This is a genomic window from Asticcacaulis sp. P2_B1, from assembly GCF_056404915.1.
The window spans coordinates 1-25,000 of sequence record NZ_JBFUDD010000007.1; the positions used below are offsets into that span (position 1 = coordinate 1).

Annotated in this window: 18 protein-coding genes; 9 read left to right on the forward strand and 9 right to left on the reverse strand. The window is 59.3% G+C overall.

What is annotated here, in order from left to right:
• Positions 1 to 132: 132 nt before the first annotated feature.
• From AC1DX3_RS15540 to AC1DX3_RS15560, 5 genes are all read right to left on the reverse strand, one after another.
• Positions 133 to 1,203, reverse strand: a complete 1,071-nt coding sequence (locus AC1DX3_RS15540; RefSeq protein ID WP_476990232.1) for a zinc-binding metallopeptidase family protein — start codon at positions 1,201 to 1,203, stop codon at positions 133 to 135.
• Positions 1,204 to 1,418: 215 nt separating this feature from the next.
• Entirely contained in the window at positions 1,419 to 1,988 is a 570-nt protein-coding gene (locus tag AC1DX3_RS15545) for a hypothetical protein (RefSeq protein WP_476990233.1), read from the reverse strand.
• A gap of 110 nt (positions 1,989 to 2,098) precedes the next feature.
• Positions 2,099 to 3,184: an SGNH/GDSL hydrolase family protein gene (locus AC1DX3_RS15550; RefSeq protein WP_476990234.1), complete on the reverse strand. Its 1,086-nt coding sequence runs from the start codon at positions 3,182 to 3,184 to the stop codon at positions 2,099 to 2,101.
• Positions 3,181 to 4,320 carry an SGNH/GDSL hydrolase family protein gene (locus AC1DX3_RS15555; RefSeq protein ID WP_476990235.1) on the reverse strand — a complete coding sequence of 380 codons (1,140 nt, stop codon included), beginning with the start codon at positions 4,318 to 4,320 and terminating at the stop codon, positions 3,181 to 3,183. Before AC1DX3_RS15555 ends, AC1DX3_RS15550 begins: the two co-directional genes overlap by 4 nt.
• Before the next feature lie 262 nt (positions 4,321 to 4,582).
• A complete protein-coding gene (locus tag AC1DX3_RS15560) occupies positions 4,583 to 5,446 on the reverse strand; it encodes an RHS repeat domain-containing protein (RefSeq protein ID WP_476990236.1) in 864 nt (287 codons plus the stop codon).
• A 269-nt stretch (positions 5,447 to 5,715) separates the two neighbouring features.
• On the opposite strand from AC1DX3_RS15560, the gene AC1DX3_RS15565 reads away from it, so the two are divergent.
• The 4 genes from AC1DX3_RS15565 to AC1DX3_RS15580 all read left to right on the forward strand — a co-directional run bounded on the left by AC1DX3_RS15565 (position 5,716) and on the right by AC1DX3_RS15580 (position 16,976).
• Complete coding sequence (locus AC1DX3_RS15565) at positions 5,716 to 10,452, forward strand: RHS repeat-associated core domain-containing protein (RefSeq protein ID WP_476990237.1); 4,737 nt, start codon at positions 5,716 to 5,718, stop codon at positions 10,450 to 10,452.
• A gap of 611 nt (positions 10,453 to 11,063) precedes the next feature.
• Entirely contained in the window at positions 11,064 to 16,280 is a 5,217-nt protein-coding gene (locus AC1DX3_RS15570; RefSeq protein ID WP_476990238.1) for a PAS domain S-box protein, read from the forward strand.
• Positions 16,277 to 16,669, forward strand: coding sequence for a response regulator (locus AC1DX3_RS15575; RefSeq protein ID WP_476990239.1), 393 nt, complete (start codon positions 16,277 to 16,279; stop codon positions 16,667 to 16,669). The genes AC1DX3_RS15570 and AC1DX3_RS15575 overlap by 4 nt, the downstream gene beginning before the upstream one ends.
• The gene (locus AC1DX3_RS15580) at positions 16,659 to 16,976 is read left to right on the forward strand and encodes an Hpt domain-containing protein (protein WP_476990240.1); all 318 of its coding nucleotides are present in this window, start codon (positions 16,659 to 16,661) and stop codon (positions 16,974 to 16,976) included. Before AC1DX3_RS15575 ends, AC1DX3_RS15580 begins: the two co-directional genes overlap by 11 nt.
• A gap of 18 nt (positions 16,977 to 16,994) precedes the next feature.
• Here AC1DX3_RS15580 and AC1DX3_RS15585 read toward each other — a convergent pair whose 3' ends face one another.
• From AC1DX3_RS15585 to AC1DX3_RS15600, 4 genes are all read right to left on the reverse strand, one after another.
• On the reverse strand, positions 16,995 to 17,435 hold the full coding sequence (locus tag AC1DX3_RS15585) for a response regulator (protein ID WP_476990241.1): 441 nt from the start codon (positions 17,433 to 17,435) through the stop codon (positions 16,995 to 16,997).
• Positions 17,436 to 17,454: 19 nt separating this feature from the next.
• Positions 17,455 to 17,907, reverse strand: a complete 453-nt coding sequence (locus tag AC1DX3_RS15590) for a response regulator (protein WP_476990242.1) — start codon at positions 17,905 to 17,907, stop codon at positions 17,455 to 17,457.
• A 186-nt stretch (positions 17,908 to 18,093) separates the two neighbouring features.
• Positions 18,094 to 19,308 carry an NADP-dependent isocitrate dehydrogenase gene (locus tag AC1DX3_RS15595; protein WP_476990243.1) on the reverse strand — a complete coding sequence of 405 codons (1,215 nt, stop codon included), beginning with the start codon at positions 19,306 to 19,308 and terminating at the stop codon, positions 18,094 to 18,096.
• A 139-nt stretch (positions 19,309 to 19,447) separates the two neighbouring features.
• The gene (locus AC1DX3_RS15600) at positions 19,448 to 20,287 is read right to left on the reverse strand and encodes a superinfection immunity protein (RefSeq protein ID WP_476990244.1); all 840 of its coding nucleotides are present in this window, start codon (positions 20,285 to 20,287) and stop codon (positions 19,448 to 19,450) included.
• Positions 20,288 to 20,379: 92 nt separating this feature from the next.
• Between AC1DX3_RS15600 and AC1DX3_RS15605 the strand changes: the two genes are divergently transcribed.
• The 5 genes from AC1DX3_RS15605 (at position 20,380) to AC1DX3_RS15625 (ending at position 24,893) form a co-directional block, all read left to right on the forward strand.
• Positions 20,380 to 21,150: an RNA methyltransferase gene (locus AC1DX3_RS15605; protein ID WP_476990245.1), complete on the forward strand. Its 771-nt coding sequence runs from the start codon at positions 20,380 to 20,382 to the stop codon at positions 21,148 to 21,150.
• The gene (locus AC1DX3_RS15610; RefSeq protein WP_476990246.1) at positions 21,150 to 21,641 is read left to right on the forward strand and encodes a DUF2199 domain-containing protein; all 492 of its coding nucleotides are present in this window, start codon (positions 21,150 to 21,152) and stop codon (positions 21,639 to 21,641) included. Before AC1DX3_RS15605 ends, AC1DX3_RS15610 begins: the two co-directional genes overlap by 1 nt.
• 158 nt (positions 21,642 to 21,799) lie before the next feature.
• Positions 21,800 to 22,936: a tetratricopeptide repeat protein gene (locus AC1DX3_RS15615; protein WP_476990247.1), complete on the forward strand. Its 1,137-nt coding sequence runs from the start codon at positions 21,800 to 21,802 to the stop codon at positions 22,934 to 22,936.
• Positions 22,921 to 23,838: a CPBP family glutamic-type intramembrane protease gene (locus AC1DX3_RS15620; protein ID WP_476990248.1), complete on the forward strand. Its 918-nt coding sequence runs from the start codon at positions 22,921 to 22,923 to the stop codon at positions 23,836 to 23,838. Before AC1DX3_RS15615 ends, AC1DX3_RS15620 begins: the two co-directional genes overlap by 16 nt.
• Before the next feature lie 65 nt (positions 23,839 to 23,903).
• Positions 23,904 to 24,893, forward strand: a complete 990-nt coding sequence (locus AC1DX3_RS15625; protein ID WP_476990249.1) for a CPBP family intramembrane glutamic endopeptidase — start codon at positions 23,904 to 23,906, stop codon at positions 24,891 to 24,893.
• The last annotated feature ends 107 nt before the right edge of the window (positions 24,894 to 25,000 follow it).

A 25,000-nucleotide genomic window follows, 5' to 3' on the forward strand; every position in this document is an offset into this window, starting at 1 on the left:
ATATGACTCGGCGCATGGTCGGCTCCCTCTTGTTTTGGATGATGTAAGGCCCCGTACGCGGCAAATGCAAGCCTCCCCAGAGCCTTCGGCGACGAGGGGGCGAGCCCCCTCGACCCGAATGCGAAGGGAAGGTTAGATTTGGCGCGTCAGCAGGCCGTGCACATAGCCCAGCTTCTGCTTGATGACGGGGGTCAAGACGAACGGGTAAAGGTCGCGCTCGCCCATGCTGCGGTGGATTGTGTTCAACGCCATGCTCAAAGGCACCCACACCTCGGCGATGCGCTCGAAATCCAATACCGAATAGGGATCGAAGTCCGCGCAGGCCGACACGACCGCGCCGCGATCGGATGGCGCCAAGGCAATCCCGAACATATGCGCCGTCTCGAGCGAATCGACGATGTGCAGCACATGGGCGAAACACTCGGCGAAGTCCTCCCACGGATGGGTCGTGGCGTAATAACTGATATAGTTGCTGCCCCAACCGCGCATCGGCCCTTTCTGGTAATGCACCGCCAGGGCCTGCTCGTAATCGATGCTCTCGTCGCCGAACAGCCGGCGGAAACTGTCGATCTTGCCGGCGTCGCGCACCATCTTGTTCCAGATGAAATGCCCGCTTTCATGACGGAAATGGCCCAGCAATGTCCGGTAAGGCTCGTTCATCATGGCGCGCTGCTGCTCGCGGGTCGGATCGTCGGCCTCGGCCGTGCGAATGACGATATGGCCCTCGTCATGGCCGATCAAAACCGGCTCGCACGACCCGTCAGGCAAGATCTTGTCGTCCTTTAGGTCGAACAGAAGCCCCCCTTGCGGATCCTCCTGACGGCCGGGCCGCGGCAAATCCCAGCGCAGGAAGGAATAGAACAGGTGCCTTTGCGCGTCGCAGATCGCGCGCCATCGCCTGAGGCCGTCCGTTGTCTTCGGATCCGGCACCAAACCGTTATAGCGGCACGCCTGGCAGTAGGTTTCAGGACTCTCGGCCCGGATCACCCAGTTGCAAACGTCGAAGGCGGCATTGGGGCAAAAGCGATAGACGAACTGCTGCTGGTCGATGCGGCGCCAACACTCGGGTTGGGTCGCATCGGGCTGCAAGGCGAACAGGGCGATGTCCTCGGGTACGAAACCCAGGCGGCAGCCGCATTTAATGCACGACCGGTTCTCGAAATAAACGGGATTGCCACAGTTATCGCAGCGGAACAGCCTCATAAGTCGTGTCTTCCTGGCAGCCGAATGGAGGCCGGACTCTACGAATCCGTCGTCGAAAAGACGATGCGGCTAACACGTGCGGCTTGTAAAGATAGCATAACCTTATCGCAGCTCAGACGGCTGGGCGCCCCCGCCGATGGCTCCTCGCATCAGCTCGGGCGGGCGCTTGCCCGCTGCCAATGGCGGATGAGTCAAATCATCCACCGTTGATTAGGTCAAGCGAGGACGCGGCCCCAGTTCGGATCGCGGTTGTGCGGCGAATAGGCCTTATCGCGATGGAAGTGCGTCGTATTGGTGACGACTTCGATCAGATTGCCGGGAATCCCCGGCTGGGCGCCGTTGAAGTTCAGCCGCCACTGCGGAATATGGGAACCGCCGGGCGGATAGAGCGTCGGTTCCGAGGTCAGGCCGACAATGGCGGCATCACGGCGATCGAGCAGGGCGGTATATTCCGCGGGCGTCGGCACCTTGCCGTCGGGCCAGGCGAGGGAATATCTGAAGTCGACCTCGTTGAAGGTCGGCAGACGCGACAGCGAATAGATATAGGCGCCGGACACCATCGAGGCCGGCGGCAAGCCGAGCGCTCGCTCGATCTGCGCGGCATTGAGGCCATAAATATACTTGGCGAGGCCGATATAGCCTTTGACGCGGACCTGAGAGAGATCCGACTTCAACTGCATATATTGGGCGGACGACTTGCTCATCACCTTGACCAAGCCCTCACGGCCCTGGAGGCGCCAATTGGCCATGGATGACGCACGCGCGATTTCGGCAAAGTTTCCCACGGCCCGGCACTCCTGCGATCGATGGCGGGAAAGCTAGGCCTGGGCCGTGGGGGTGTCAAACGACGGTAAAGTGATGCTCGCTCACATTTTCGCTACCATCAGTGGCCATTTTAACGGCCCTGCCACAACTCCGGATGGGCGTCTATGTAAGCACTCAGGGTCTTGGATACCGCCAGATCGTCGGCGGTGGTCGGATGCCAGTCGCAGCCGCCGAAGGACAGCCCGTTCATCGGCACGAAGTCGATACGATTGTCGCCGCCGGCCTTGACCGCCGCCATGACCTTCTTGACTTCGGTCTGGATTTCGCCATCGACCTGGTCCGTCGCCATCAGGATGAAGAAAGCGTTCGGGTTCCTGGCGCGCAGGCTTTTAACGAAGGCGGTATAGGTCGCTTCATAGTCGCTGTGCAGGGCGTCGCGGGTCGGCCACTTTTCGCCCGGATTGAGCGGTGTGGAAAAGTCGTTGGTGCCCAGGCCGATGACGACGATCTGCGGCTGCCAGGCCTTGTCCTGGTACGCGATCAGCTTGTCGAACAGGACATAGGGGTAGACGATGGGGAGGTGATCGCCGGCACTGCCATCATAGTTGCGCACGATGCCGCGGCCGGAAGAGGCGTTGATCTGATAATCGGCGTTGTAATGTTTGGCGGTCAGGGCGCCGAATCCCTGTTGCGTGTCGGTCGTGACCCACAGCTCGTCGGCGGTGCAGGTGTGCTTGCCGGCGGTATTGCCGTAACCCACGGTGTAGGAATCGCCGATAAATTCGATCTGGCGCGCACGGGGCGCGGGAGCGGGCAGGGCCGAGGCGGCGGGCCCGACGAAGAAGCCCGGGAAATCGGCCATGGCATCTTGCGATTCACTCAGTTTTTCCAGCCGCACCGTATGTTCGCCGGCGGGGAGAGGTCCCAATTCGATGTCGCCGCTGCCAGGTTTCTTTTCTTCGTCGGCCAATTTGCCGTCGATATAGATCTTGATATGGTTGACGGCGTCGCTCAGGCGGACCGTGACGGCCGTGCCGTTGAAACGCGCTTCGTAATACATGCCTGGCCATTGCGAAAACACGCCCTTGCCGTCGATGTCCGGCACGGCGCGCCCGCCGACATGCATGGGCAGTTGTACGGTTGCCCGGTTGGCGTCCTGGGCTTGAACCGTGCCAGCCAACAGAGCAAAGAAAAGGCCGGTCGTGAAAATCCTCATTGTCCGTTCCATATGTCGGGTTGCTGGTCGATCCAGGTGACCAGGGCGTCGGAGATCTTCTTGTCGTCGTCGGTATTGAGGTGCCAATCGCAGCCGGTCTTGGCATAGTCAAGGGCGGCGTTGAAAAAACCGAGACGATCGATCCCGTCGGCCTTTAGGCGGCTGGTGACGACGGCAATGTCATTCGAAACCTCGTCCTCACCATAGCTCATCAGGACGAATTCGACGTTGGGATCGGTTTCGTAGATGCGTTTGACCAAGGCGACGTAGTTGTCGATATAATCGGCGCGCAGTGCCTCAAGCGTCTTCCATTTGTCGCCGGCATGGACCGGTGTCGAAAAGTCATTGCCGCCCAGGGCAACCACGATGATCTGCGGCTGCCAATCGTAAGCGCCATAAACCTGACCGCCATCGAACAGGGTGAAGGGATAGACGCCGGGAAGCGGATCGGCGATGAAGCCATCGTAATTGCGCACGATGCCGCGGCCCGAAATGGCGTTGACCTGGTAATCGGCGTTGAAATGTTTGGCGACTAGCGGTCCGAAGGCTTGTTGGGTGTCGGTGGTGGCGCGCAACTGTTCGGGCGTGCATTGCCGCGAGGTCGAGGTATTGCCATAGCCGACCGTATAGGAATCGCCGATGAATTCGATCTGACGCGTCAGATGCGGCGCGGGCAGGGCGGTCTGGGTGGCCGGAATGAAGAAGCCGTCGAATTCACCCGTGTCGCTCTGGCTTTCGCTGCCCTTTTCCAAGCGCACCGTGTGCGGGCCGTCGCTTAGACCGGATACGCGGTATTCGGCGGCGCCCGGCTTGTCGATGCGCGTCACCGCCTTGCCGTCGACGAGAAGACCGTAATGATTGTAGCTATCGTTGAAGCGCAGGACGACATCGCCGCCTGTGAAGGCGGCTGCGAAATAGACACCCGGCCATTGATGGATATAGGCGGCGCCATCGACTTCGCCCTGGGCGGTCGTCTTGGCGAAGGCGCCGGTCATGACCCGGCCGCCGGTATTGAGCTCAAGCGGCGTCATGTCGACGGTCACCTGATTCATGTCGCCGTCGCGGGTCACGGTCTGGGCCTGAAGCGCGCCTGAAGCGGCCATGCCCGCCAGTAAAATCGTCGCGAAACGTTTCATCGTCCACCCTCTTATGTCGTTGGCGCGACTATCTCAGCTTGGTGCGTGTGCGTCAATTCATTGGCTGGGGGCCAGATCGGGGGCCAGATGGGGGCCAGATATCGGGGTGACCCTCGATGCGGTTGCGTTTGCGGTAGCGGCGCAATAGGTTCGCGCCCCAAGCTAATCTTGGCAAAGCGCCGACTTTCGTCTTTCGTCGATAACAGGCAAGTAGGCAAGACGTCGGCAATTAGGAAGCGAGGACGGCCCTTCGGTGGTAAATCTATGCGATGGGGCCGACAATGGTGCCGTTGTTGACAACATTGACCGTATTGCCGCTTTTACGAATGGCGTAACCTGTAACCCCGCGAGCACCGCCGGCCCCGGTGCTGCTTGTACCGACGATGCCAGGGAGACCTGCACCGCCGCCATTGCCACCAGCTGGGCCGCCGCCTGTGCCACCAAGCCCGCCGCCTGACGTTGTGCCTGCTGCACCGTTTTTTACGGCATCTAGGGTATTTCCGGATGACCCGGCGCCGCCAGTGCCATTGGGAAAGCCGCCGCCGCCACCATCACCGCCGGTGGTATTGCTGCCGCTTAGCGTATAGCCGCCGCCGCCGCCGCCGCCGCCCGGCCCTTGCAAAATGCCACTGGAGTTGACAATGATTGAGATTGGCGCCGAGCAAAATATAGCGTTTCCGCCGCTGCCACCCGCCGCTCCCGCGCCCGAGTTACTGCCGGCCCCGCCATTGCCGCCACCGCCATAAACTGTGCCGCTGATCGTCAGGGTCAAGACAGCATCAGCGGGCCAGGTTCCTGTGTCGATCCCTTTTCCGCCCCCCGCATTACCCATAATGGTAACGCCGGAATCGACCACAAACGAATAGTTGGCGCCCGCGCCACCCGCGTAGCCAGCGGCATTGGCCAGGGTGCGCAAATTGGAAACGGTGGTGACATGGATGGGTGCCGCTGTTGTGGTTTGGGTGCGATTATCGGCTGCGTCATAGGTATAGATGGTTTGAGACCCGTCTGCGTTGTCAACGCGAATGACGCGCCCAAGGTCGTCATATTTATAGGACGTGGTTCCAGCCAATGCGTCCGTCGCAGCTACGGCCGAGACGCCTGCTACGGCGGCGGCACCTGTCATGAGTTGGCGCCTCGACAAGCGAGTTGTTACGTTCGATTCACGCATCTAAAGCCCCCTCAAATACGGCCGCAAAGGTCAGGTATGATCGTAACGAAATAACATTGTGGCAAGGGAATTATTTTTTTAATTTTTATCCATATTCTTCAACAGGTTGTGTGCGCTACGGGCGCGTTGACTAGAATTTCACTCTGAAGTTGGACTTGAACTCGCGGTTAAGTCATGATCCTTTGTCCTTAGCTATGGGCGATTTAGACATTAGGGGTGGGATGATGAATAACGGGTTGTTAAACCGGACGGCGAACCGTTCGCCTGGCTTCATCCATATCGTAAAGGCTGCGCTTCGTGCTTTCGGTAGCACGCGCGGGTGGTGGGTAGCAGCGCTACTGATCATCGGCCTCTTAGTTGCTTCCAATAACGCCTCAGCTCAAAGCTTTGCGGCGCCGCCGGTGCTGTCGTCAGTCGACCAAAACGGCGTCGATCTTGTCAGCGGCAAATTCACGTTGCCCGGCCTGAATAACGGTATTGGGGCCGGTGCCAGTGGCTTGAGCCGGATCACCCAGGGAGACACCGACAATTTTTCCGGTGGCCTGACTTGGCAATCCATGGCTGTCGGGCCCAGTGGACCGGGCAATTATGTGTTTTTCTTTTACGCCAGTTATGGTGGCTCAACCCATGCTTTCACAATGGGTGAGCCCGGCTCGAGTGCGGTGGTTTTTGCCACGGGCTGGGTTGTGGAAATGGGGGGCTCGGCGCAGCTAAAATGCGACGCGCCCTTGACACAATCAATGCCTAAGGTGACGGGGCAAACCTGTACCATGCGCCTCGAAGACGGTACGGCTGTCCATTATAAGGTCGACACCAGCACCGGGGCACCATGGGCCGCCATTGATACGGTGACCAAACCGAATGGTGAAGTCTTGACGCTCAACTATTATATCGACTCGGCAACCGGCGATATTAAATCGGTTAAGACGGTGACCAGTAGCCTGGGCTGGATGCTGAAATATTCGGTCGACGGCAGTTACAAGGTGACCACCGTCGCCGCTGTCAATATGTCGCAAGACTATTGCGACGTGGCGGCGGCGAGCTGTGGAGCTCTGGCCAATGCGCCGATTGTGTCGTCATCGACGAGCGGCGCGACGACAACCTTGACCCGCAATGGTACGACGCAACTGCAATATACGATCAGCGGCAATACCACGACCCTGACCACGCCAGCTGGTGTCACCAAGACCATCGTGACGGATACCGTGGCGCCCAACAAGGTCGTCTCGGTAACGATTGGCGATCCAGTAACGGGATCCAGGTGGATGTACGCCTATGACACCTATACGGGTTATTATGGGTTGTACCAAAGAACGACGGTAACAGCCCCGGACGGCACAACGCGGAAAACCGCTACCTATCAAAATAACATTGTTGCGGTTGTCGACGAACTCGGTCGTTCGACGCAATATCAATATGCCTTCAACGCCTATGGCGGCAAGTCACCGTTGACGCGGGTTATCAATTCGGATGCTACCTATAGCGGCGCCACTCTTACTGGCGGTTTTACGGATTATGTGTATACGCACGGCGAGGTGTCCAAGGTGACGATTGTGCCGAAGGGAGGAGCGCCGGGCGGCGTGATTGACCCGGCCCAGGCCATTGTGACCTCCGCTTACATCCTGCCGACCTGTGACGATAGCAATTATAAATATTGCAACAAGCCACAGACGACGACCGACGCCAACGGACAGGTCACCAGCTATATCTATAACGCCACCCATGGCGGCGTCATCGAGACCATCTATCCCAAGGCAAATGCCTCGGACACGGTTCAACTGTCTGCCTGGAATATCTTTACTGCTAAGCATGCAACCATCTATGATTCCGCCTCGACAACGGTCAGCGGACCGGACGCCTATGTGGTCACCGGCATGTTTACGTGTGAAGTGACGGTGGCTTCACCTTATGCCTGCGATTCCAATACGCAACGGACGGAAACGGATATCGGCTATGACGTCGATGCTGGTTATACCGGCACCGACCGCAACCTGTTGCCGACGTCGACGGTTTTGCGTAGGTGGGATGCCACGCCGACCCTAAGAACGGATACACTTAACAATTATGTCGGGCAGATCATTTATTCGTATGGTCCCAAGGCCAGCGATGACGCCGATGCCGACCTGACGCCGCGGGAAGGCTATTATTTCTATGACTCGATGAACCGGCCCTGGGGGGGCATCGGTGGCGATCCCGATGGTAGTGCCCTGGGTATGAGGCGTATGGCTACACGCTTGACCTACGACGCCGATGGCCGTGTCGTGGCGCGTGAAAGCGGCGTTGTTCCGACCTCTGCCTATGCCGGGGCGTCCGCGTCTGCCAAGTGGGCCGCTGCCTATGCGGAATTCATTTCAACGACCACGGGCATTACGGTTCTTGAAAGAAACACCAACGAATTTTCTGGAACTGGGTTGCCGATTCGTACCCGCCACTTCGCGGCTTACAATGCCACGGGGGTCACCGGCAGCACACTTGAAGATAGTGTCGCCGAGCGCACGTACGACAACATGTTCCGCGTAACCTGTCAGGCCCAACGTATGCTTGATTCAGCGGCGTTACATGCTCTAACCGGTACAACAGTTAATGCATGCCAAAAGTCGGCGACACCTGGCCCGGACGGCCTGGATCGCATTGTTGCCTATACCTACGACAGCATTGGCCAAGTTAAGACGACCAAGACCGGAGTCGATACACCTTCGGTTCGTACAGACGTCACTAACGTATACGGCGACGGCACGACGACCTACAAGGACCCGGACAACAACATTATCGGCAACGGTGTTCTGGCTTGGATTATTGATGCGAAGAGCAACAAAACGGCCTTTGGTTACGATAACTTCAACCGACTCAAGAAGACTTTTTATCCGGATAATGTCTCGGGCAGCGATTACATACAGGCAAACTACACCGGTATCCGCGTGTCATCACGACGCCTGCGTGATTCGTCAGTTGTCAACTTCGCCTATGACAATGTCGGCCGTGTTTTGCATACCACGGGCGCTGTTGTCGAAGACTTTACTTATGATACCTTCGGAAATGTTCTGACACACGATAACTCGACTACGGGCGGTGTTGTTGGACACGCGACCTATAGCTATTCAGCCTTGGGATCGGTTCTGGGTGCTACGTATCAATTGGGAACAGGCACGGCACGGACAGTGTCTTATCTTTACGATTCATATAACCGGCGTACCCAGTTGACCTGGCCAGATACCTTTTATATTTCCTATAGTTATTACGCGGGTGGAACACCTTACTATATCCGGGACAAGGCTGGTATCTTTGTACTACGTAACACGTACGACACCTATGACCGTCCTAGCAACAAGAAGCTCGGCAACGCTACGCCCTATCCTGTCCTGGCCAGTGCTACCTTCGATACAACGTCGCATCTGACGGCGCTCAATAACAATCTCAGCGCCACGGTGGCAACTACAGCCTACGATGTTAATTACGGCTTTAGCTTTACCGTGGCGGATGCCGTTAAGACGCAGTCCGTGGCCAATGCGGCCTACGATTTCAGTACGCCTGCTGGTACGGCTGCGACACCCGTCAACGGCCTTAACCAAATCACCAGCTATAATGCTTCGACTTTTACCTATGATGGTCGTGGCAACCTGACATCGGATGGTGGGGCCACCTATACCTACAATGCCAAAAATTTACTGACCTCTGTCGTGTCAGGCGCCTCGACGACCGCCCTGACTTATGATGCCGAAAGCCGGCTGGCGCGGATTGCCAAGACGTCTTTGGCGCCGTCCACATTCCTCTACGATGGCGATGAGCTCATCGCCGAGTATGCAGACGATCCTGCAGGTACTATGCTCAAACGCTATATTCACGGTTTCGGGACAGATGCGCCGGTTATCAGCTATACGGGAAGTGCAACGCTCGACAACGACCGCCATTACCTGGTGTCGGACGCGCAAGGGTCAATAGTTGCTGTCACGGATCATAACGGGGATATCGGAGTCGCTGAGTTGGACGACAGCGGAAACCCCCGTCCCATGGAATCCCACATCAATGCTTATGACGAATACGGCGTGCCTAAGACCGGCAACGTTGGGCGTTTCCAATATACCGGTCAGACGTGGTTGCCTGAACTATCCATGTACTACTATAAAGCACGCATGTACGCTCCAACACTCGGCCGTTTTATGCAACCCGACCCAATCGGTTATGGCGACGGTATGAATGTTTACGCATACGTCCACGGTGATCCTGTGAACGGGTCTGATCCGAGTGGATTGGACGGCAACACTCAAGGGACGCGCCCTTATGATCCCAATCATATGGGCGATGAATATGGATATATGGGGGATGATTCAAAGTTTACGTCATACTACTATGGAGAACCGGTCGGTGACCGCCGGCGAGAAGAAATTGATCGAGATCGCGCTGCTTTTGCAAACTCCTACCTTCAGGACTTGCGTTTCCAGTATGGCGATCGGCAACCGTACGACTTCAGCCAAGGTATGGGCTATCCAGGTAAATACGGGCCGACAGAAATTATGGCGCCGCCTGAAGTTCCAACTCCTCCGATTGATACAGCCCCCCCCGAATGGACTTGCGGTGCAGATGAGACCGTTATTGAAAAAATTGCTGATTTTGCCGACAATGTTAGTGCAGGGGCATCAGGCGTAGCACTCGTCTCCGGCGGTATGGCACTTGTGACTTCCGAAACCGTCGTGGGAGGAGTGGGTTTTGGCGGTATAGCGGTGATATCCGAAAGTGTGGCAGTTTATGCCTCTGGGGTTTCATTTGTTCTAAATGGTGCTAGCAGTTTGACAGGCCGAAATCGTTGGGGGCATACTGCGTCAGCAGGTTTTGGTCTGGCTACTGGCGGCCTCTTCAATTTAGCAAAAGACGCAGTCCCTCCCGCTGTACAACTTATGCGCAACGGCTTTGGTACCGTTATAGGACAAGGACTTTCCCAGCAATGTTCAGAAAATAGGCCATAACGATGAAATTTCTTGTGGGTATGCTCATGGTCATCTTCATGGATCGATTGACGCCACCAAATATTTGGAGGTACGCGCCGCGTTCGTCGATTTCACAGGACGTTATGTGGAAGAAATATGGTCTTGTTCGATTCCCACGGACCTTATTTGCAGTATTGACCTGTTTTGCCTTTGGCATAGGGGACGTTGTCAAAATAGATAACGTAGTATATTGCAGCATCGTCGGCGTAGTATTCGCTATTTTCGAACTTTTCGCGGTAATAGATGCGATTAAAGCTATAAAAGACATGAAATAGACTCATTATCTCTCGCTGCCATCGGATAGACCGTCAAGCATACCTACAAAAAAGCCGCCTTCCGGCAGATGCTGGAAAGCGGCTTAATCTTGTCAGGTGTGGCGCCTTTACGCCGCCAATGCCTTGGTCAGGTTCTCGCTGATCTTGTCGAGGAAACCTTCCGTGGTCAACCTTTATGCGGCCCACCGGGGTTGCGAAACCTTTGGCCCCCTTAACGAAATTGTAGCCTTGCCGGGTTAGATTTCGCGGTGAGCGCGTATCGATACGGAGCTCACTTTTCCGCGCCGCCGCGCGAACAGTACAGGCGCCCCGGGCATGAGTTCCTTCGCATCCTTCCTGAAATCCTACCCTGCGAAGTTGGTCATACTGGCCGTGCTCTATATTTTGGCCGGCAAGTGCGGCCTGATGCTGGCCGTGCCGCCAGGCTACGCCACCATGATCTGGCCGCCATCGGGCATCGCGCTCGGCATGCTGATCATGCACGGCCGCAAGCTGTGGCCCGGCGTCCTGATCGGCTCCTTCCTGCTCAATGCGGCCAATGGCGGCGCGTGGTCGCCGGCCGACGGTATTGTCGTCGCCAAGGCGCTGGTCGCCTTCGGTATCGCCGCGGGGTCGACCCTGCAGGCGGTATTCGGTTATCTTCTGGTCCGCCGCTTCGTCGGTTTACCCCTGCAATTGAAGCATTTTCGCGATCTAGGGCGTCTGTTTCTGGTGTGCGGACCGGTGGCATGCCTGGTCGCCGCTTCGGCCGGCGTCGCCACCTTGTACATGGCCGGCGTCCTGCCCGCCGACAAGATTGCCGGTAACTGGCTGGCCTGGTGGGTCGGCGACCTGGCCGGCATCGTCGTCGTCCTGCCGCTGATGCTGGTGGCGCCGGGCAGCGACCGGCGCATCACCTGGCGCGGCGAAATCCTGGGCCGTATGCCGGCGATCGCCATGCTGATGGTCCTGCTGCCGCTGGGCCTGACCTTCTACGCGTGGAAGATTACCTCGGAAAATGCCTATGAACAAAGCCAGTCGCGTTTCACGACCCTGGCGGTTGAAAACGAAAAGGCTCTGCAACAGAGGCTCAACTCCTACAGCAATGCCCTGGTCGGCGCCTCGGCCTTTTGGCAGGGGTCGCGGGCCGTTTCGCATCAGGAATGGCATACCTATGCCGAGACGCTGGACCTGGCCCACAACTACCCGGGCATCAGCGGCATAGGCTGGATTCAGCCGGTGACGACAGCGGGCCTGCCGGCGCTGGGCAAGGCGATGCGTGCGGACGGGTTACCGGGGTTCACCGTCCATCCGGTCACAGCCGGTCCGACACATGATGTCATCACCTATCTGGAACCCAAGTCCAGCAACCAGCCTGCCGAGGGACTCGATATCACCTTCGAACCCCATCGCCTGGAGGCCGCCGAGCGGTCGCGCGATACGGGCCAGCCAACCATGACGCGCAAGATCGTCCTGGTCCAGGCCAGCCGCAAGACGCCGGCCTTCCTGTTGCTGCAGCCGGTGTATCGCCGCGATGCGCCGCGCGGGACGGTGACCGAGCGCCGCGCCGCCCTGCGGGGATGGATCTACGCACCTTTCATTGCCGACAATCTCCTGGCCGGTCTGACGCAAAGCCAGGCGGACACTCTCAACCTGCGCATCTATGACGGCGGGAATGAGAGCTACGACGCGTTGATCTATGACAGCCGGGGCGAAGGCGCGAAAACGGCGCCAGAAAAAACGGCACCAGAACAAAAGGGTCAGGAAAAAACGTCACCTGTGAGGTTCAGCGTGCGCAAGACCCTGGTCGTCGGCCAGAATAGTTGGCTGGTTGTGTGGGACAGTACTGCGAAATTCGAACATGCCGAACGCCAGTTCAGCCCAGTCTTCGTCCTGGTCGGCGGACTGCTGTTCACCGTCCTGTTTGCCGTGTTCGTCATCGTCGTCAGCCCGCGCCGGTCGGAAACCCTGCGGCTTCTGGCCGTTGAACACCGGCTGGTCCTGCCTTCGCTGATCTTCGTCGTCCTGGCGGTGGGCAGTGTCGTTCTGTTCGCCACACTCAAGGACAAGGAACGTGCCTATGTTCACGCCCTGATCGCCCGCGATGTCACCCAGACAGAGCTGCTGATGACATCTCAGACAAATGACCGCATCGCCGCCATGCAACGCCTGGCCGGACGCTGGGATATTGCGGGCGGCACGCCGTTCGTCATCTGGCAATTCGACGCCCGTAATTACAAGCGGCAACTGGCCGGGCTTGAGGCGGTGCAATGGATCGATAAGAGCGGCCATGTTCGCTGGATCGAACCGTTGAGCGGCAACGAGGACATGGCCGGCGCCGCGGTCGCGGCCAATGCGGCCGATGCCGCTGTCTTGAAGGCGGCGACCGCCAGCGACAGCCCGGTGTTCATGCCGGCGCGCGAGACCAAACCCGGCCATGCCACTTTCACGAGTTACTTTCCGGTCACCGCCGGGGGGCAGCCCGACGGTTTCGTGGCGGCGGTGTTCTCGGTCGATGACTTCTTCCGCAACGCCACGGCGCGCGGTAATCGCGATGTCTATCAGATCGTGATGAACAATAATGGCCGCGATTTCGTCCTGACCGATCCTTCCAGTCCCACGGCGGCATCGTCGTGGGCGGTGACGCGGAAGATTTCCATCGGGGGTCAGTTGTGGTCCTTCCGTGTCGTGCCCAGTCAGGCCTTTATCGCCAGTCAGCAATCGCCCCTGCCGGTGATCGCCCTGATGGCGGGCCTGGTCATCGCCGCCCTGTCGGCTCTTGCCTTGCATGCCCTGCTGCTATCGCGCCTGCGTGCCGTGGAGCTGGAAAGTTCGCATGCCCGCCTGAAGGCCAGCGAAGCCAGTTACCGGCTGCTGGCCGAAAACGTGCCCGGCATGATCGGCTATTGGGACAAGGACCTGCGCTGCCAGTTCGCCAACAACGCCTATATCGAATGGTTCGGCAAGGATCCTGGCGCCCTCATCGGGCAATCGTCGCGCGATGTCGTGGGTGAAGCCCTGGATGAGGCGAACCGCTATATCGATGGCGTGCTGGCCGGTGAGCGCCAGAGCTTCGAGCGCCGCATCACCCGGTCGAGCGGGGAAAGCGCCGATACCTGGGCGCAATACCTCCCCGATTACGATGATGACGGCAAGGTTACCGGCTTCTATGTCATGGTCACCGACATCACGGTGCTCAAGCAAAAAGAAATGGCCTTGCGCGAATCCGACGCGCTCAAGGAAGCAGTCCTGTCGAGCACCGAATATTTGGTCATCGCCACCACGACAGACGGCGTCGTCACCGTCTTCAACGAGGCCGCCGAACGCGCCCTGGGCTACAAAGCGCGCGACGTGCTGGGCCGCAAGGTCAATCCGGCGTGGCACATACGTGACGAAATCATCGCGCGCACGCAACAGCTCAATATCGAGCTGGCCGATGTCCTGGCATCGCCGCTGGAGCCCGGCTTCGAGACCTTCTCGATCCTGGCCATGATCGACGGCAAGGACAGTCACGAGTGGACCTATGTCCGCAAGGACGGTTCGACTTTTACGGCGCGGGTCAATATCACGCCGCTGCGCGCCCAGGACCAGCGCATCAACGGCTATCTTGGGGTTATCGAGGACGTCACCGAACGCCGGGCCGCCGCCAAGGCGCTGCGGGAATCGAACAGCCTGAAATCGGCGGTCGTCTCCAGCACACAATATATGGTCGTTGCCACGACTCTGGACGGAACGGTCACCGTCTTCAACGAAGCCGCCGAGGCCGCTTTGGGCTATAGCGCCGACGAGATTGTCAACATCCAAACGCCGGCCCTGTGGCACGACAAGGACGAGGTCATCGCCCGCACGGCCGAGCTGAATGCCGAACTGGGGACCGATATAGAGCCGGGGTTCGCCACCTTCGCCATCAAAGCTGACAAGGTCGGTTCGGACGAACATGAATGGACCTTGATCCGCAAGGATGGTTCGCGTTTCCCGGCGCTGGTCGCGGCGACGCCGCTGAAAGGCGAAGACGGACGCACGACCGGCTATCTCAATGTCATTGACGACATCGCCGAACGTAAGGCCCAGGACCTGGCGTTGCGCACCAGCGAGGAGACCTTCCGCCAGGCGATGGAAAATACCTCGGTGGGCATGGCCATCACATCGCCGGACGGCCGTTGGCTGCGCGCCAATCCGGCCATATGCGATATGCTGGGCTATAGCGAAGCCGAATTCCTGGCCCAGGATTTCCGCAGTGTCACCCATCCCGACGATCTTCAGGTCACGCTCGACAATGTGGCCAGACTGCTCGATGGCGCGGTGCGCAGCTTCCAGATCGAAAAGCGCTATGTCCACAAGGATGGCCATATTGTCTGGACATTGCTGACAACGTCGCTGGTGCGGCACGCCGACGGCACGCCCAACTATTTCGTCTCGCACGTCCACGATATAACCGGGCGCCGCGAGATGGAGCGCATGAAGAGCGAGTTCATTTCCATCGTCAGCCACGAATTGCGGACGCCGCTGACCTCGATCCGCGGGTCGCTGGGCCTGCTGGCCGGCACGCTGTCCGACACCCTGTCCGACAAGGCCAATCGCCTCGTCCAGCTGGCCTACAAGAACAGCGAACGCCTGATCCTGTTGATCAACGACATCCTCGATATCGACAAGATCGCCTCGGGCCAGATGACCTTCCACCTGAAGGACGAAAGCCTGGCCGAACTGCTGCGTCAGTCGGTCGAGGCTAATCAACCCTATGCCGAAAAGTTCAGCGTCACCCTAGCCGCTGCGCCGGTGCCGGCCGGCCTGCGGGTGCGGGTCGACGCGGCGCGGTTCCAGCAGGTGCTCGCAAACCTGCTGTCCAATGCCGCCAAGTTCTCACCGCCGGGCAGCAGCGTCGATATCGCCGTAACGACAGTCGGCGGCCAGGCGCGCATCACGGTCAGCGATCGCGGCCCGGGCATTCCCGAGGCCTTCAAACACCGCATATTCGGCCGTTTCTCCCAGGCGGATTCCTCGAACACCCGCGATCAGGCCGGGACGGGTCTCGGCCTCCACATCAGCCAGCAAATCGTCCGCCAGATGGAGGGGGATATCGGTTTTGAGTCGGTGACGGGCGAGGGCTCCACTTTCTGGGTGTCGTTCCCGGCGAAGCCCGTCACGGCGCAGGCGGTTCCGGCCCAGGACGATAATGGCGACCTGCCGCATATCCTGCATGTCGAGGACGATCTGGATCTCAGCCAATTCCTCGCCAGCGCCCTGGGCGACCGGGCCCGCCTGACAACGGCGACGACCGTAAAAGACGCGTTGCGGATGGTCGAGGACAAGGTCTTCGACATGTATATCCTTGACGTCGTCCTGCCCGATGGTTCGGGGCTGCAGGTTCTCGAACATCTGGGCGGCAGCGATCGGCGTGGCGCACCGGTCGTCATCCTGTCCGCCCAGGACGTGCCGCCGGACATTCGTAACCAGGTCTCTGCATCGATCGTCAAGTCGCGCGATTCCGAAGCGAAAATGATCGCCACTCTGCTTAGACTGCTCGACGCACCACGCCCGAAGGAAGCCGCATGAGCCGACATCTCGAACATATTGTCTGTATCGACGACCAGAGTGATATTCTCGAAATCAGCCAGATGGCGCTGGAGTGTGTCGGCGGATACCGGGTCACCTGCCTGAACAGCGGCGCCCAGGCGCTCAGCGAGGCGGCCGGCCTGAAGCCCGACGCCATCCTGATCGACGTCATGATGCCTGGGATGGACGGGCCGACAACCCTCAAGGGCCTGCGCACCCAGGCCGAACTCGACGCCGTACCGGTGATCTTCATGACGGCGCGGGTTCAGCGTTCCGAAGTTGAGGCCTATCTGGCGCTGGGCGCCAACGGCGTTATTCATAAACCCTTCGATCCTATGCAATTGCCTACGCAGGTGAAGGGCATCTGGGAGAATTTTCATGGCCTCTGATGCTGACCAGGACTTTGTCGACAAGATGCACATGCTGCGCGACAAATATATCGTCCGCCTAGTGGATACCCGTGTCGCGCTGGAGACCGCAATGGCGCGCCTGAGCGAAGGCAGCGCCACGGGAGATGAGCGCGCGGACATCGAAGCCTGGGCCCACAAACTGGCCGGCACCGGCACGTCCTACGGTTTCCCGGCGATCAGCGAGATCGCCGCAGCTCTAGAAGACGCCGTGTGCGATGGCCGTTCAGCGGAGGAGGTCGCGGTCCTGACCGGCAAGCTGGTCGCGGCGATAACCGATATCAGCTGAGCGTTTTGTGGTTCCGGCCTATCTTTTCCATCGGATTTCGCTGCTTTTCGGTCGCGTGAAATAGGGACTGGGCACGATCCGCTCCAGCCGATTGGCCAGGATATTGATGTCGATCGGCTTGGCGATGTAGCCCGCGGCACCCATGGCCACAGCCCTCTTGACGTCCTCACTGTTTCGGTTGGCTGACAGGACGATGATCGGAATGCGGGCGATCTCGGCAATGCGGCCGCGCTTTGCGAGGACCGTAAAGCCATCGACCACAGGCATGGCGAGGTCGAGAAGAATACAGTCGGGGCGGAACTTGACGGCATCGCCGAGGCCGATCAGTCCGCCGGTTGCGGTCAGCACGCCATAGCCCAGTTGGTTGAGATACATCCCCGCCAGGTCCAGAACCATGTCGTCGTCATCGATGACCAGGACGGTCCTGCGGCTTTCGTCCATGTGTGAAAGCCGGGTCACGTCGTCGCTCCGTAACGGCTTAACGGCGGAAGACGGAGCGGCCGTCTCCGAAGGATATGGAGTCGAGTCCCTGTGTGGCGGCGCCGGGGATAACCATCTCCAGACGCTGGGCCAGCTTACGCACATCGACCGGTTTGATGACGTAGCCGCTGGCGCCCAGCGCCATGGCTTTCTGGATTTCGTCGGCCCGGCTGCGCGACGACAGGACTACGACGGGCGTTTCGCTCATGCCGAGAAGGTTCCATTGCCGCAGGAAGGCGTAACCGTTCATTTCGGGCATGACGAGATCGAGCAGTACGGCCTCGGGCTTGAGTGTTTTGGCCAGTTCCAGGCCCGCCGCACCCGACTCGGCGATCGTGCAATTGTAGCCCAGTTTGGACAGCATCATTTTCAGCAGGCCGGTCATGGCGGGATCGTCGTCGATCACCAGAATATTTCTGACCTTCGGCCAGAGCGATAGATCCTGTTCCATAATACTGCCTCGGCGCTCGCCCAAAGGATGGCGAAAGGGTACACTACCGGCGAAACTTAACAGGCTTGGGGAAAAAAGGTGTTAATGGCCAGACAATAAAAAAGCCGCCGGACAGCGCGCCCAAGTCTTCCTCAAAAGGTTAACCCATCGCGCCATTCGGCGGCTTATCAGTGTCGTCGCGGTGGCTTACGCCGCCAGGGCCTTGGTCAGGTTCTCGCTGATCTTGTCGAGGAAACCTTCCGTGGTCAACCAGCTTTGCGTCGGGCCGACCAACAGGGCCAGATCCTTGGTCATGTAGCCAGCTTCGACCGTGTCGATGCAGACGCGTTCCAGGGTCTCGGCGAAGCGGGTCAGCTCGGCATTGTCGTCGAGCTTGGCGCGGTGCTTCAGGCCTTGGGTCCAGGCGAAGATCGAGGCCATCGAATTGGTCGAGGTGGCTTCACCCTTCTGGTGCTGACGGAAATGGCGGGTGACCGTGCCGTGGGCGGCTTCGGCTTCCATGATCTTGCCGTCGGGCGTGACCAGGGCCGAGGTCATCAGACCAAGCGAGCCGTAGCCTTGGGCGACCGTGTCGGATTGGACGTCGCCGTCATAGTTCTTACAGGCCCACAGATAACCGCCCGACCACTTCAGGGAAGCGGCGACCATGTCGTCGATCAGGCGGTGCTCGTAATGCAGACCGGCGGCCTTGAACTTTTCGGCGTATTCGGCGTCGTAGATTTCCTGGAACAGGTCCTTGAAGCGGCCGTCATAGGCCTTCAGGATGGTGTTCTTGGTCGAGAGATAGACCGGATAGTTGCGCAGCAGGCCGTAACCGAAACAGGCATGGGCGAAGTCGCGGATCGAGTCGTCCAGGTTATACATGCCCATGGCGACACCGGCGCCGGGGAACTTGAAGACTTCGTATTCCTTGACTTGACCGTCGTCGCCTTCGAACTTCATGGTCAGCTTGCCGGGGCCCGGGACCAGGAAATCGGTCGCCTTGTACTGATCGCCAAACGCGTGACGGCCGACCACGATCGGTTGCGTCCAGCCCGGAACCAGGCGCGGTACGTTCTTGCAGATGATCGGCTCGCGGAACACGACGCCGCCCAGGATGTTGCGGATGGTGCCGTTGGGCGACTTCCACATCTTCTTGAGGCTGAATTCCTTCACGCGGGCTTCGTCCGGCGTGATGGTGGCGCACTTGACGCCGACGCCGCAGGCCTTGATGGCTTCGGCGGCATCGATCGTCACCTGATCGTCGGTGGCGTCGCGATGTTCCATGCCGAGATCGAAATATTGCAGGTCGATATCGAGATAGGGGTGGATCAGCTTGTCCTTGATCCACTGCCAGATAATACGGGTCATTTCGTCGCCGTCGATGTCGACGACGGGATTGGCCACTTTAATTTTCGCCATGGGATGTCCTTTTCATGCGGAGCGTCGCCGACAGGACGCACAGGGTCGGAGTCGGCCGCTAACGGCGCCTGCTATAGCTTAAAAGGGGAGTTGCGCAAATCGGTAAATTTATGCCTGGCGAGCATGATGGAAGACGGATTTAAAATTGCAGCCCGACCGTTGAAAATTCAATCTGGCGATGGATGCGATCGTAGAAGGGGGCATCGATGGATAGATGTTTGGCCGTCTTCAGACGGGCAATGAAGGTCTCGGTGTTTTTGATAAACAGAACGCCCGAGGCATCGATATCGGAGATGGAGCAGGGAAAGTTCACCGCCGGATCGTCATCGAACTTGACGGCGACCATGCCGCCGTCTTGCCAGGCGCAGTCGAAACGGCCGTCGACATTGAGATAGGCATCCAGCCGGCTCACTTCGGGCCGGCCCATTTCGCGCACAAGCGTGAGCCGTGTTACACCACCGGTGTAAGGGGCGTCGAACCTCAACCGATTATCGCTGTCCAGATCGGCGAGTTGGATGGTGGTGCCGCGCGTCTCGTCCCTTTGGTCACTGTAAGTCCACTTGACCTTGAGTTTTAGCGGGGCTCTGATGGCGACTGCCTTAGGCGGTGCCAGCGGGCTGGAGGCCGTTGCCATCAGGGTCTTAATCGTCTGGAAGCCCGGCGTGTGCAGCGCCAGGCCGGCCATAATGCCCAACACGGCAAAAATCGCGAAAGCCATGCCCAAGCCGCGTAGATTCCTGGTCGCGGCGGGAGGGCTGCCCTTGGCCGGAATCAAGGTCCGGGCCAGGGCGCCGATCCAGCCGATCACGGTCCAGCCCAAAAAACCATTGATCAACCAAATCTGCACAAGGAGTCTGTGCCGGCTGAGGGTCGCCAGCAGGGCCGGGAAAAAATACAGCCCCAGCACGATGGTCGTGGTGATGATCGTAATTATGCTGTGTGCCATGGCCCCCGCCGCGTTTACCCCATTTGGCGTCATCCATGCGGCGGTCTTCGGGGCGAGTCAACGATCTTATCGTCCGGATAAACCGCGTCTTTCCCCCGCGCGTCACTTCGCCTATAAGCCGCGCCATGAGCGAAACACTTCCCTGTATCATCCTCGATCGGCCGCAGATGGCTGAAAACATCGGCTCGGTTGCCCGCGTCATGGGCAATTTCGGGCTGACCGAGCTGCGCCTGGTCGCGCCGCGGGACGGCTGGCCGCAGGAAAAAGCCTGGACCATGGCCGCCGGCGCGCAATGGCCGCTTGACGATGCCAAGGTCTACGACACGGTCGAAGCCGCTACGGCCGACCTGCATACTGTCTATGCGACGACGGCGCGCAACCGCGAAATCGTCCTGCCGGTGATCACGCCTCGGGCCTGCGCCGCCGATGCCATGACGCAGATGACGAATGGATTGAAGACCGGCCTGTTGTTCGGCGCCGAACGTGCCGGGCTCGAGACCCAGGACATGGTCCACGCCCATTATATCGTCACCATCCCGGTCGATGCGCGTTTCCAGTCGCTGAACCTGGCGCAAGCCGTCAATATCGTCGCCTATGAATGGCGGTTGCAGGTCATGGATGCGCCGAAGGATGCCTTTACGCGCAACCAGGATCCACCGGCTGAGATGAAACACCTGGTCGGGCTCTACGAACATTTGGAAGGCGAACTCGATGCTTCGGGTTTCTTCTTCCCCGAAGCCAAGCGGCCGTCGATGATCCGCAATTTGCGCGCGCCGCTCAACCGCGCCAACTTGACCGAGCAGGAGGTGCGCACCTGGCGCGGCGTGGTGACGGCGCTCACCAAGGGCCGGGGCAGGGTGCTGGCACGATTGGCTAAGGAAAAGGGCGAGGAGTGATGGGCTGGACCTGTCCCGTCTGCAATGCCGAGCACGAAGAACTTCCAACATGCTTTGGGATCAAGGCGCCGTGGCGGGCCTTGGTTCCCGAAGACGAATTCGACCAACGGGTTGAATTGACGGCGGATCAATGCGTCATCGATGGAAACACCTTCTTCGTCCGCGGCCATATCGAGATCCCGATCCTCGACCACGACCAACCTTTAGCGTTTTCGGTCTGGTCGTCGCTCAGTGAGGCCAGCTTTGTCGAGATGACCGATCGATGGCAGGCGCTGGATCGCGTTAATGACGGTCCGTACTTTGGCTGGCTATGCAGTCCGATCGCCGTTTATCCGTCAACCATCCACCTGAAACTATCCGTAAATATGCGCGTGCCTGGTCTTACGCCACTTTTCGAGGTCGAACCAACAGACCATCCTTTGGCGGTCGATCAGCGGCAGGGTATCAGCATCGCACAATGGCATGCCATGGCTCTGGCTTTGATGGCTTAACGGTCCGGCTGTATGAAATGGTCGCTCTGTTGACGTTTCACTGGAGGGGGCTGACATGAAATGGGAAACCGGGCAGACCGGCTTTAGAAAAGCCATGGCGGGCGCACCTTGATAGCGGGGCCTTGATATGCTTTGCTACCGCAGGGCGGAGAGTCACCATGCGCAAGCCTTTCATCACCGGAATCGCCTTTGCTTTGACGGCCCTGTGTGCGATGCCGGCTTTGGCCGAGGAGACTGGAAGCCCTCCCGTGCGCTATGACGGGACGGGCAGTTTGTACAGGCCGGTCGCTGGTGAGATTGCCGATCGTCCGAAAATCGCAGCCGTGACGCCTGAGCAAACCGAGGCGTGGTTGGCCGGGTTGAGGAAGACGGCGGAGGCAGGTGGCGACCGGCAGAAGGTGAATTACGCCAGCGCCCTCGAGCAAGGGCAAGGGCAGGTATTGCCCGACCTGCCGGCGGCGCTAGAAATTTACAGGCAAGCCGCGGATCACGGTTACGCATTGGCGCAACAAAAAATGTGCACCGCCTATCTATTGGGAGAGGGGCTGCCAGTCGATCTCGCTAAGGGGATGAGCTATTGCAACAAGCTGGGTGAAGCCGATCCGGTAGGACTCTTCAGCGCCGGCTATGATTACGAGCATGGGGTGAGCGGTCCGGTCGATAAAAATACCGCCATGTCATTTTACGCCCAAGCAAACGAAAAGGGCAGTGGCGACGCGATGGCGGCGATCGGGCGCGAGGCGCTGGCCAGCGGTAAACCCGAACTGGCGCGTTCATGGTTTCGCCGTGGCGTCGTGTTTGGGTCGGCGGACGCCATGGACGGGTTGGCGGCACTGTACGAGACCGGGACTGGCGGGCGGGCGGATGCGGCCGAGGCTTTTTGGCTGTATGCCAATGCTGCCAGGCGCGGCAATGCCCACGCTGCGGCCTGGATCGCGGTGCTTCCCCCCACCACGCAACCTGTTAATGTCGTCTTGGTAGTTGGCCGTAAAATGTTGGTTACAAGAACGATCGTGGATAAGAACGGTTCGCGCACCGAGCCATTGAATCCGTCCGATATCGCTAATAACTCGGCTGTGACCGTTGACGGCGAGGCACAAATACACTGCTTCGTTAACCCTGAGCACGAAGTCGACGTGTGTATAGTGGAGCGCGAATATCCGCTGGGGTATGATTACGGGATGCACCTGGAAGCCTTTTTTAACGGCGAGCTGAATGTTGCCGAGGTCGACAGTGATGGTCAGCCAACCGCGGATACTGTCTTTAAGCTCAATTACAAATGGTTGCATCATTGACCTTCCGCCGCACATGGCCGCTCCTTACCTTGCCGCTCGCCTGGCTGTTTATCCAGGCCGCCGGCTGGAGCGCGGAGATTCTGGCGCGATTAGTGGGCTTGCACGCTTCGGCGATGAGCGGCAACTGGCCGGACAATATAGCTGCCCTGTTCGCCTGGGGTTTGGTCCTGGTGGCTCTGTGGCTGTGGTTGCGCTATTTCGAACACCGCGCGCTCCTGACCCTGGGCTTTATCGGCAAGGGAGGAGGGCGGTTTATCGCCGGTCTCTTATTGGGTGCCGTCATGACGGTGGTGGCGGTCGTTGGTATTGTGGCGGCAGGCGGTTACGTGATCAGCGGGCCCGGCGCGTGGTTCGACCATTTAACGCCGACCTGGCTGTTGGCCTCGGTCCTGACCATCGCCGGCACCATCGTTCAGGCCGCCGCCAAGGAGGCCCTGTTCCGCGGCTGGATGCTGCAGACCGTGGTCATGCGCTGGGGCTCGAGTCTGGCTATCATTATCAATGTTCTGGCCTTTGCCCTCTTTCATGCCCTGCATTTCACGCCGGCGCCGGAAGCCCTGATCGGCATCCTCAACCTCGCCCTGATGGCGTGGCTGCTCAGCCTGCTGGTGTTGCGCGACGGCCTGCTATGGGACGTGTGCGGCCTGCAGGCCGGCTGGACCCTGACGACGACCTGGGGGCTTGGCCTCAACAGCAATGGCGAGCATCTCAATGTCACGCCCCTGTTGCTGACCTTCGATCAAGGCCAGGAGGTGCCGTGGTGGCTGACCGGCGGCGCCTTCGGTCCGAACGGCAGTGTCGCCATGACCCTGGTCCTAGGCGTGGTCCTGCTGTGGGCATTGTCGCGGCACAAGCGGGCCGCCCGCGTCGAACATGACGAATTCGACTATGACGACGCGTGAAAGCTTGCCGGTTTGTCGTTTCTGTGGAAACCTCCTGGCCAGCAATAATAAGGGGAGGGCTTAACATGGCCGGATTTGAACTTTACGCCCCACGCCTGGCGAAGCATCGCCGGACCTGGACCTTTTTCGTCATCCTGATCGGATTGATCTGCGCTATTCTCGGGCCGCTGCTGGCTCTGGCGCCCTATATCGTCCACGCCATCATGGATGGGTTTCAGGCAGGGATGGCGCATCCCGGCGTTCAGCCGCCGAAGCCGGCGCCACCGAATATGACGACACCCGTCCTGATCGTCGCCTATGTCATCAATGTGGCGCTGATCTTTCTCTGGGTCGTGACCTTCGAACGGCGGGGTTTGGCCACGATCGGCTTCAACGCCAAAGGGCCGCTGCGTTTTGTTCGCGGCTATCTGGTCGGTTGCGGCTTCCTGATCGCGGTCATCGGCCTGATCTATGCCCTGGGCGGCTATAAGGTTGAGAATGCCGGCTTTTGGGTGGCGCCGACCTTGGCCAGTATCGTGCCGATTCTCCTCTATATGACCATGTTCATTATTCAGGGCTCCAGCGAAGAGATCTGGATGCGCGGCTGGCTGATGCAGATCGTCGCCTCGCGTCACGGCATCATCTGGGGCCTGATCATCAATTCACTGATCTTCGGCGCCCTGCACCTCGGCAATATCAAGCCGTCACCCGAGCTGTGGGGCGGGGCGGCCAATGTGGCGCTGTTCGGCGTCTTCATCAGCCTCTATGCGCTGAAGGAACGGTCGCTATGGGGCGTGTGCGGCTGGCACGCGGCGTGGAACTGGTTGCTGGGCGCGGGCTTCGGCCTGGAAGTCAGCGGCATGAAGCTGAAAGTCGCGCCTCTGGTCGTCGACCTGATGGATACTCCGGGTACGCCATGGTGGATCAGTGGCGGCTCGTGGGGGCCTGAAGCCAGTATTATTACCACGGGCGTCCTGGCCGCCGGCATTGCCGTACTGGTCTGGAAGGGCGCTCTGAAGCCCGGTCAGAGCTATAGTATCCCTGTCAAGGAAGAGCCACCGGAAGAGGCTTATTGATAAAACCGGGTTATATCAGAAAACTGAAAAAAGGTTGTTGACTCCCCGGAGCTGTCTGCCTAAAAGCGCGTCTCCCGGCGACGGCCTCACGGCTTTCCCACCGGGTT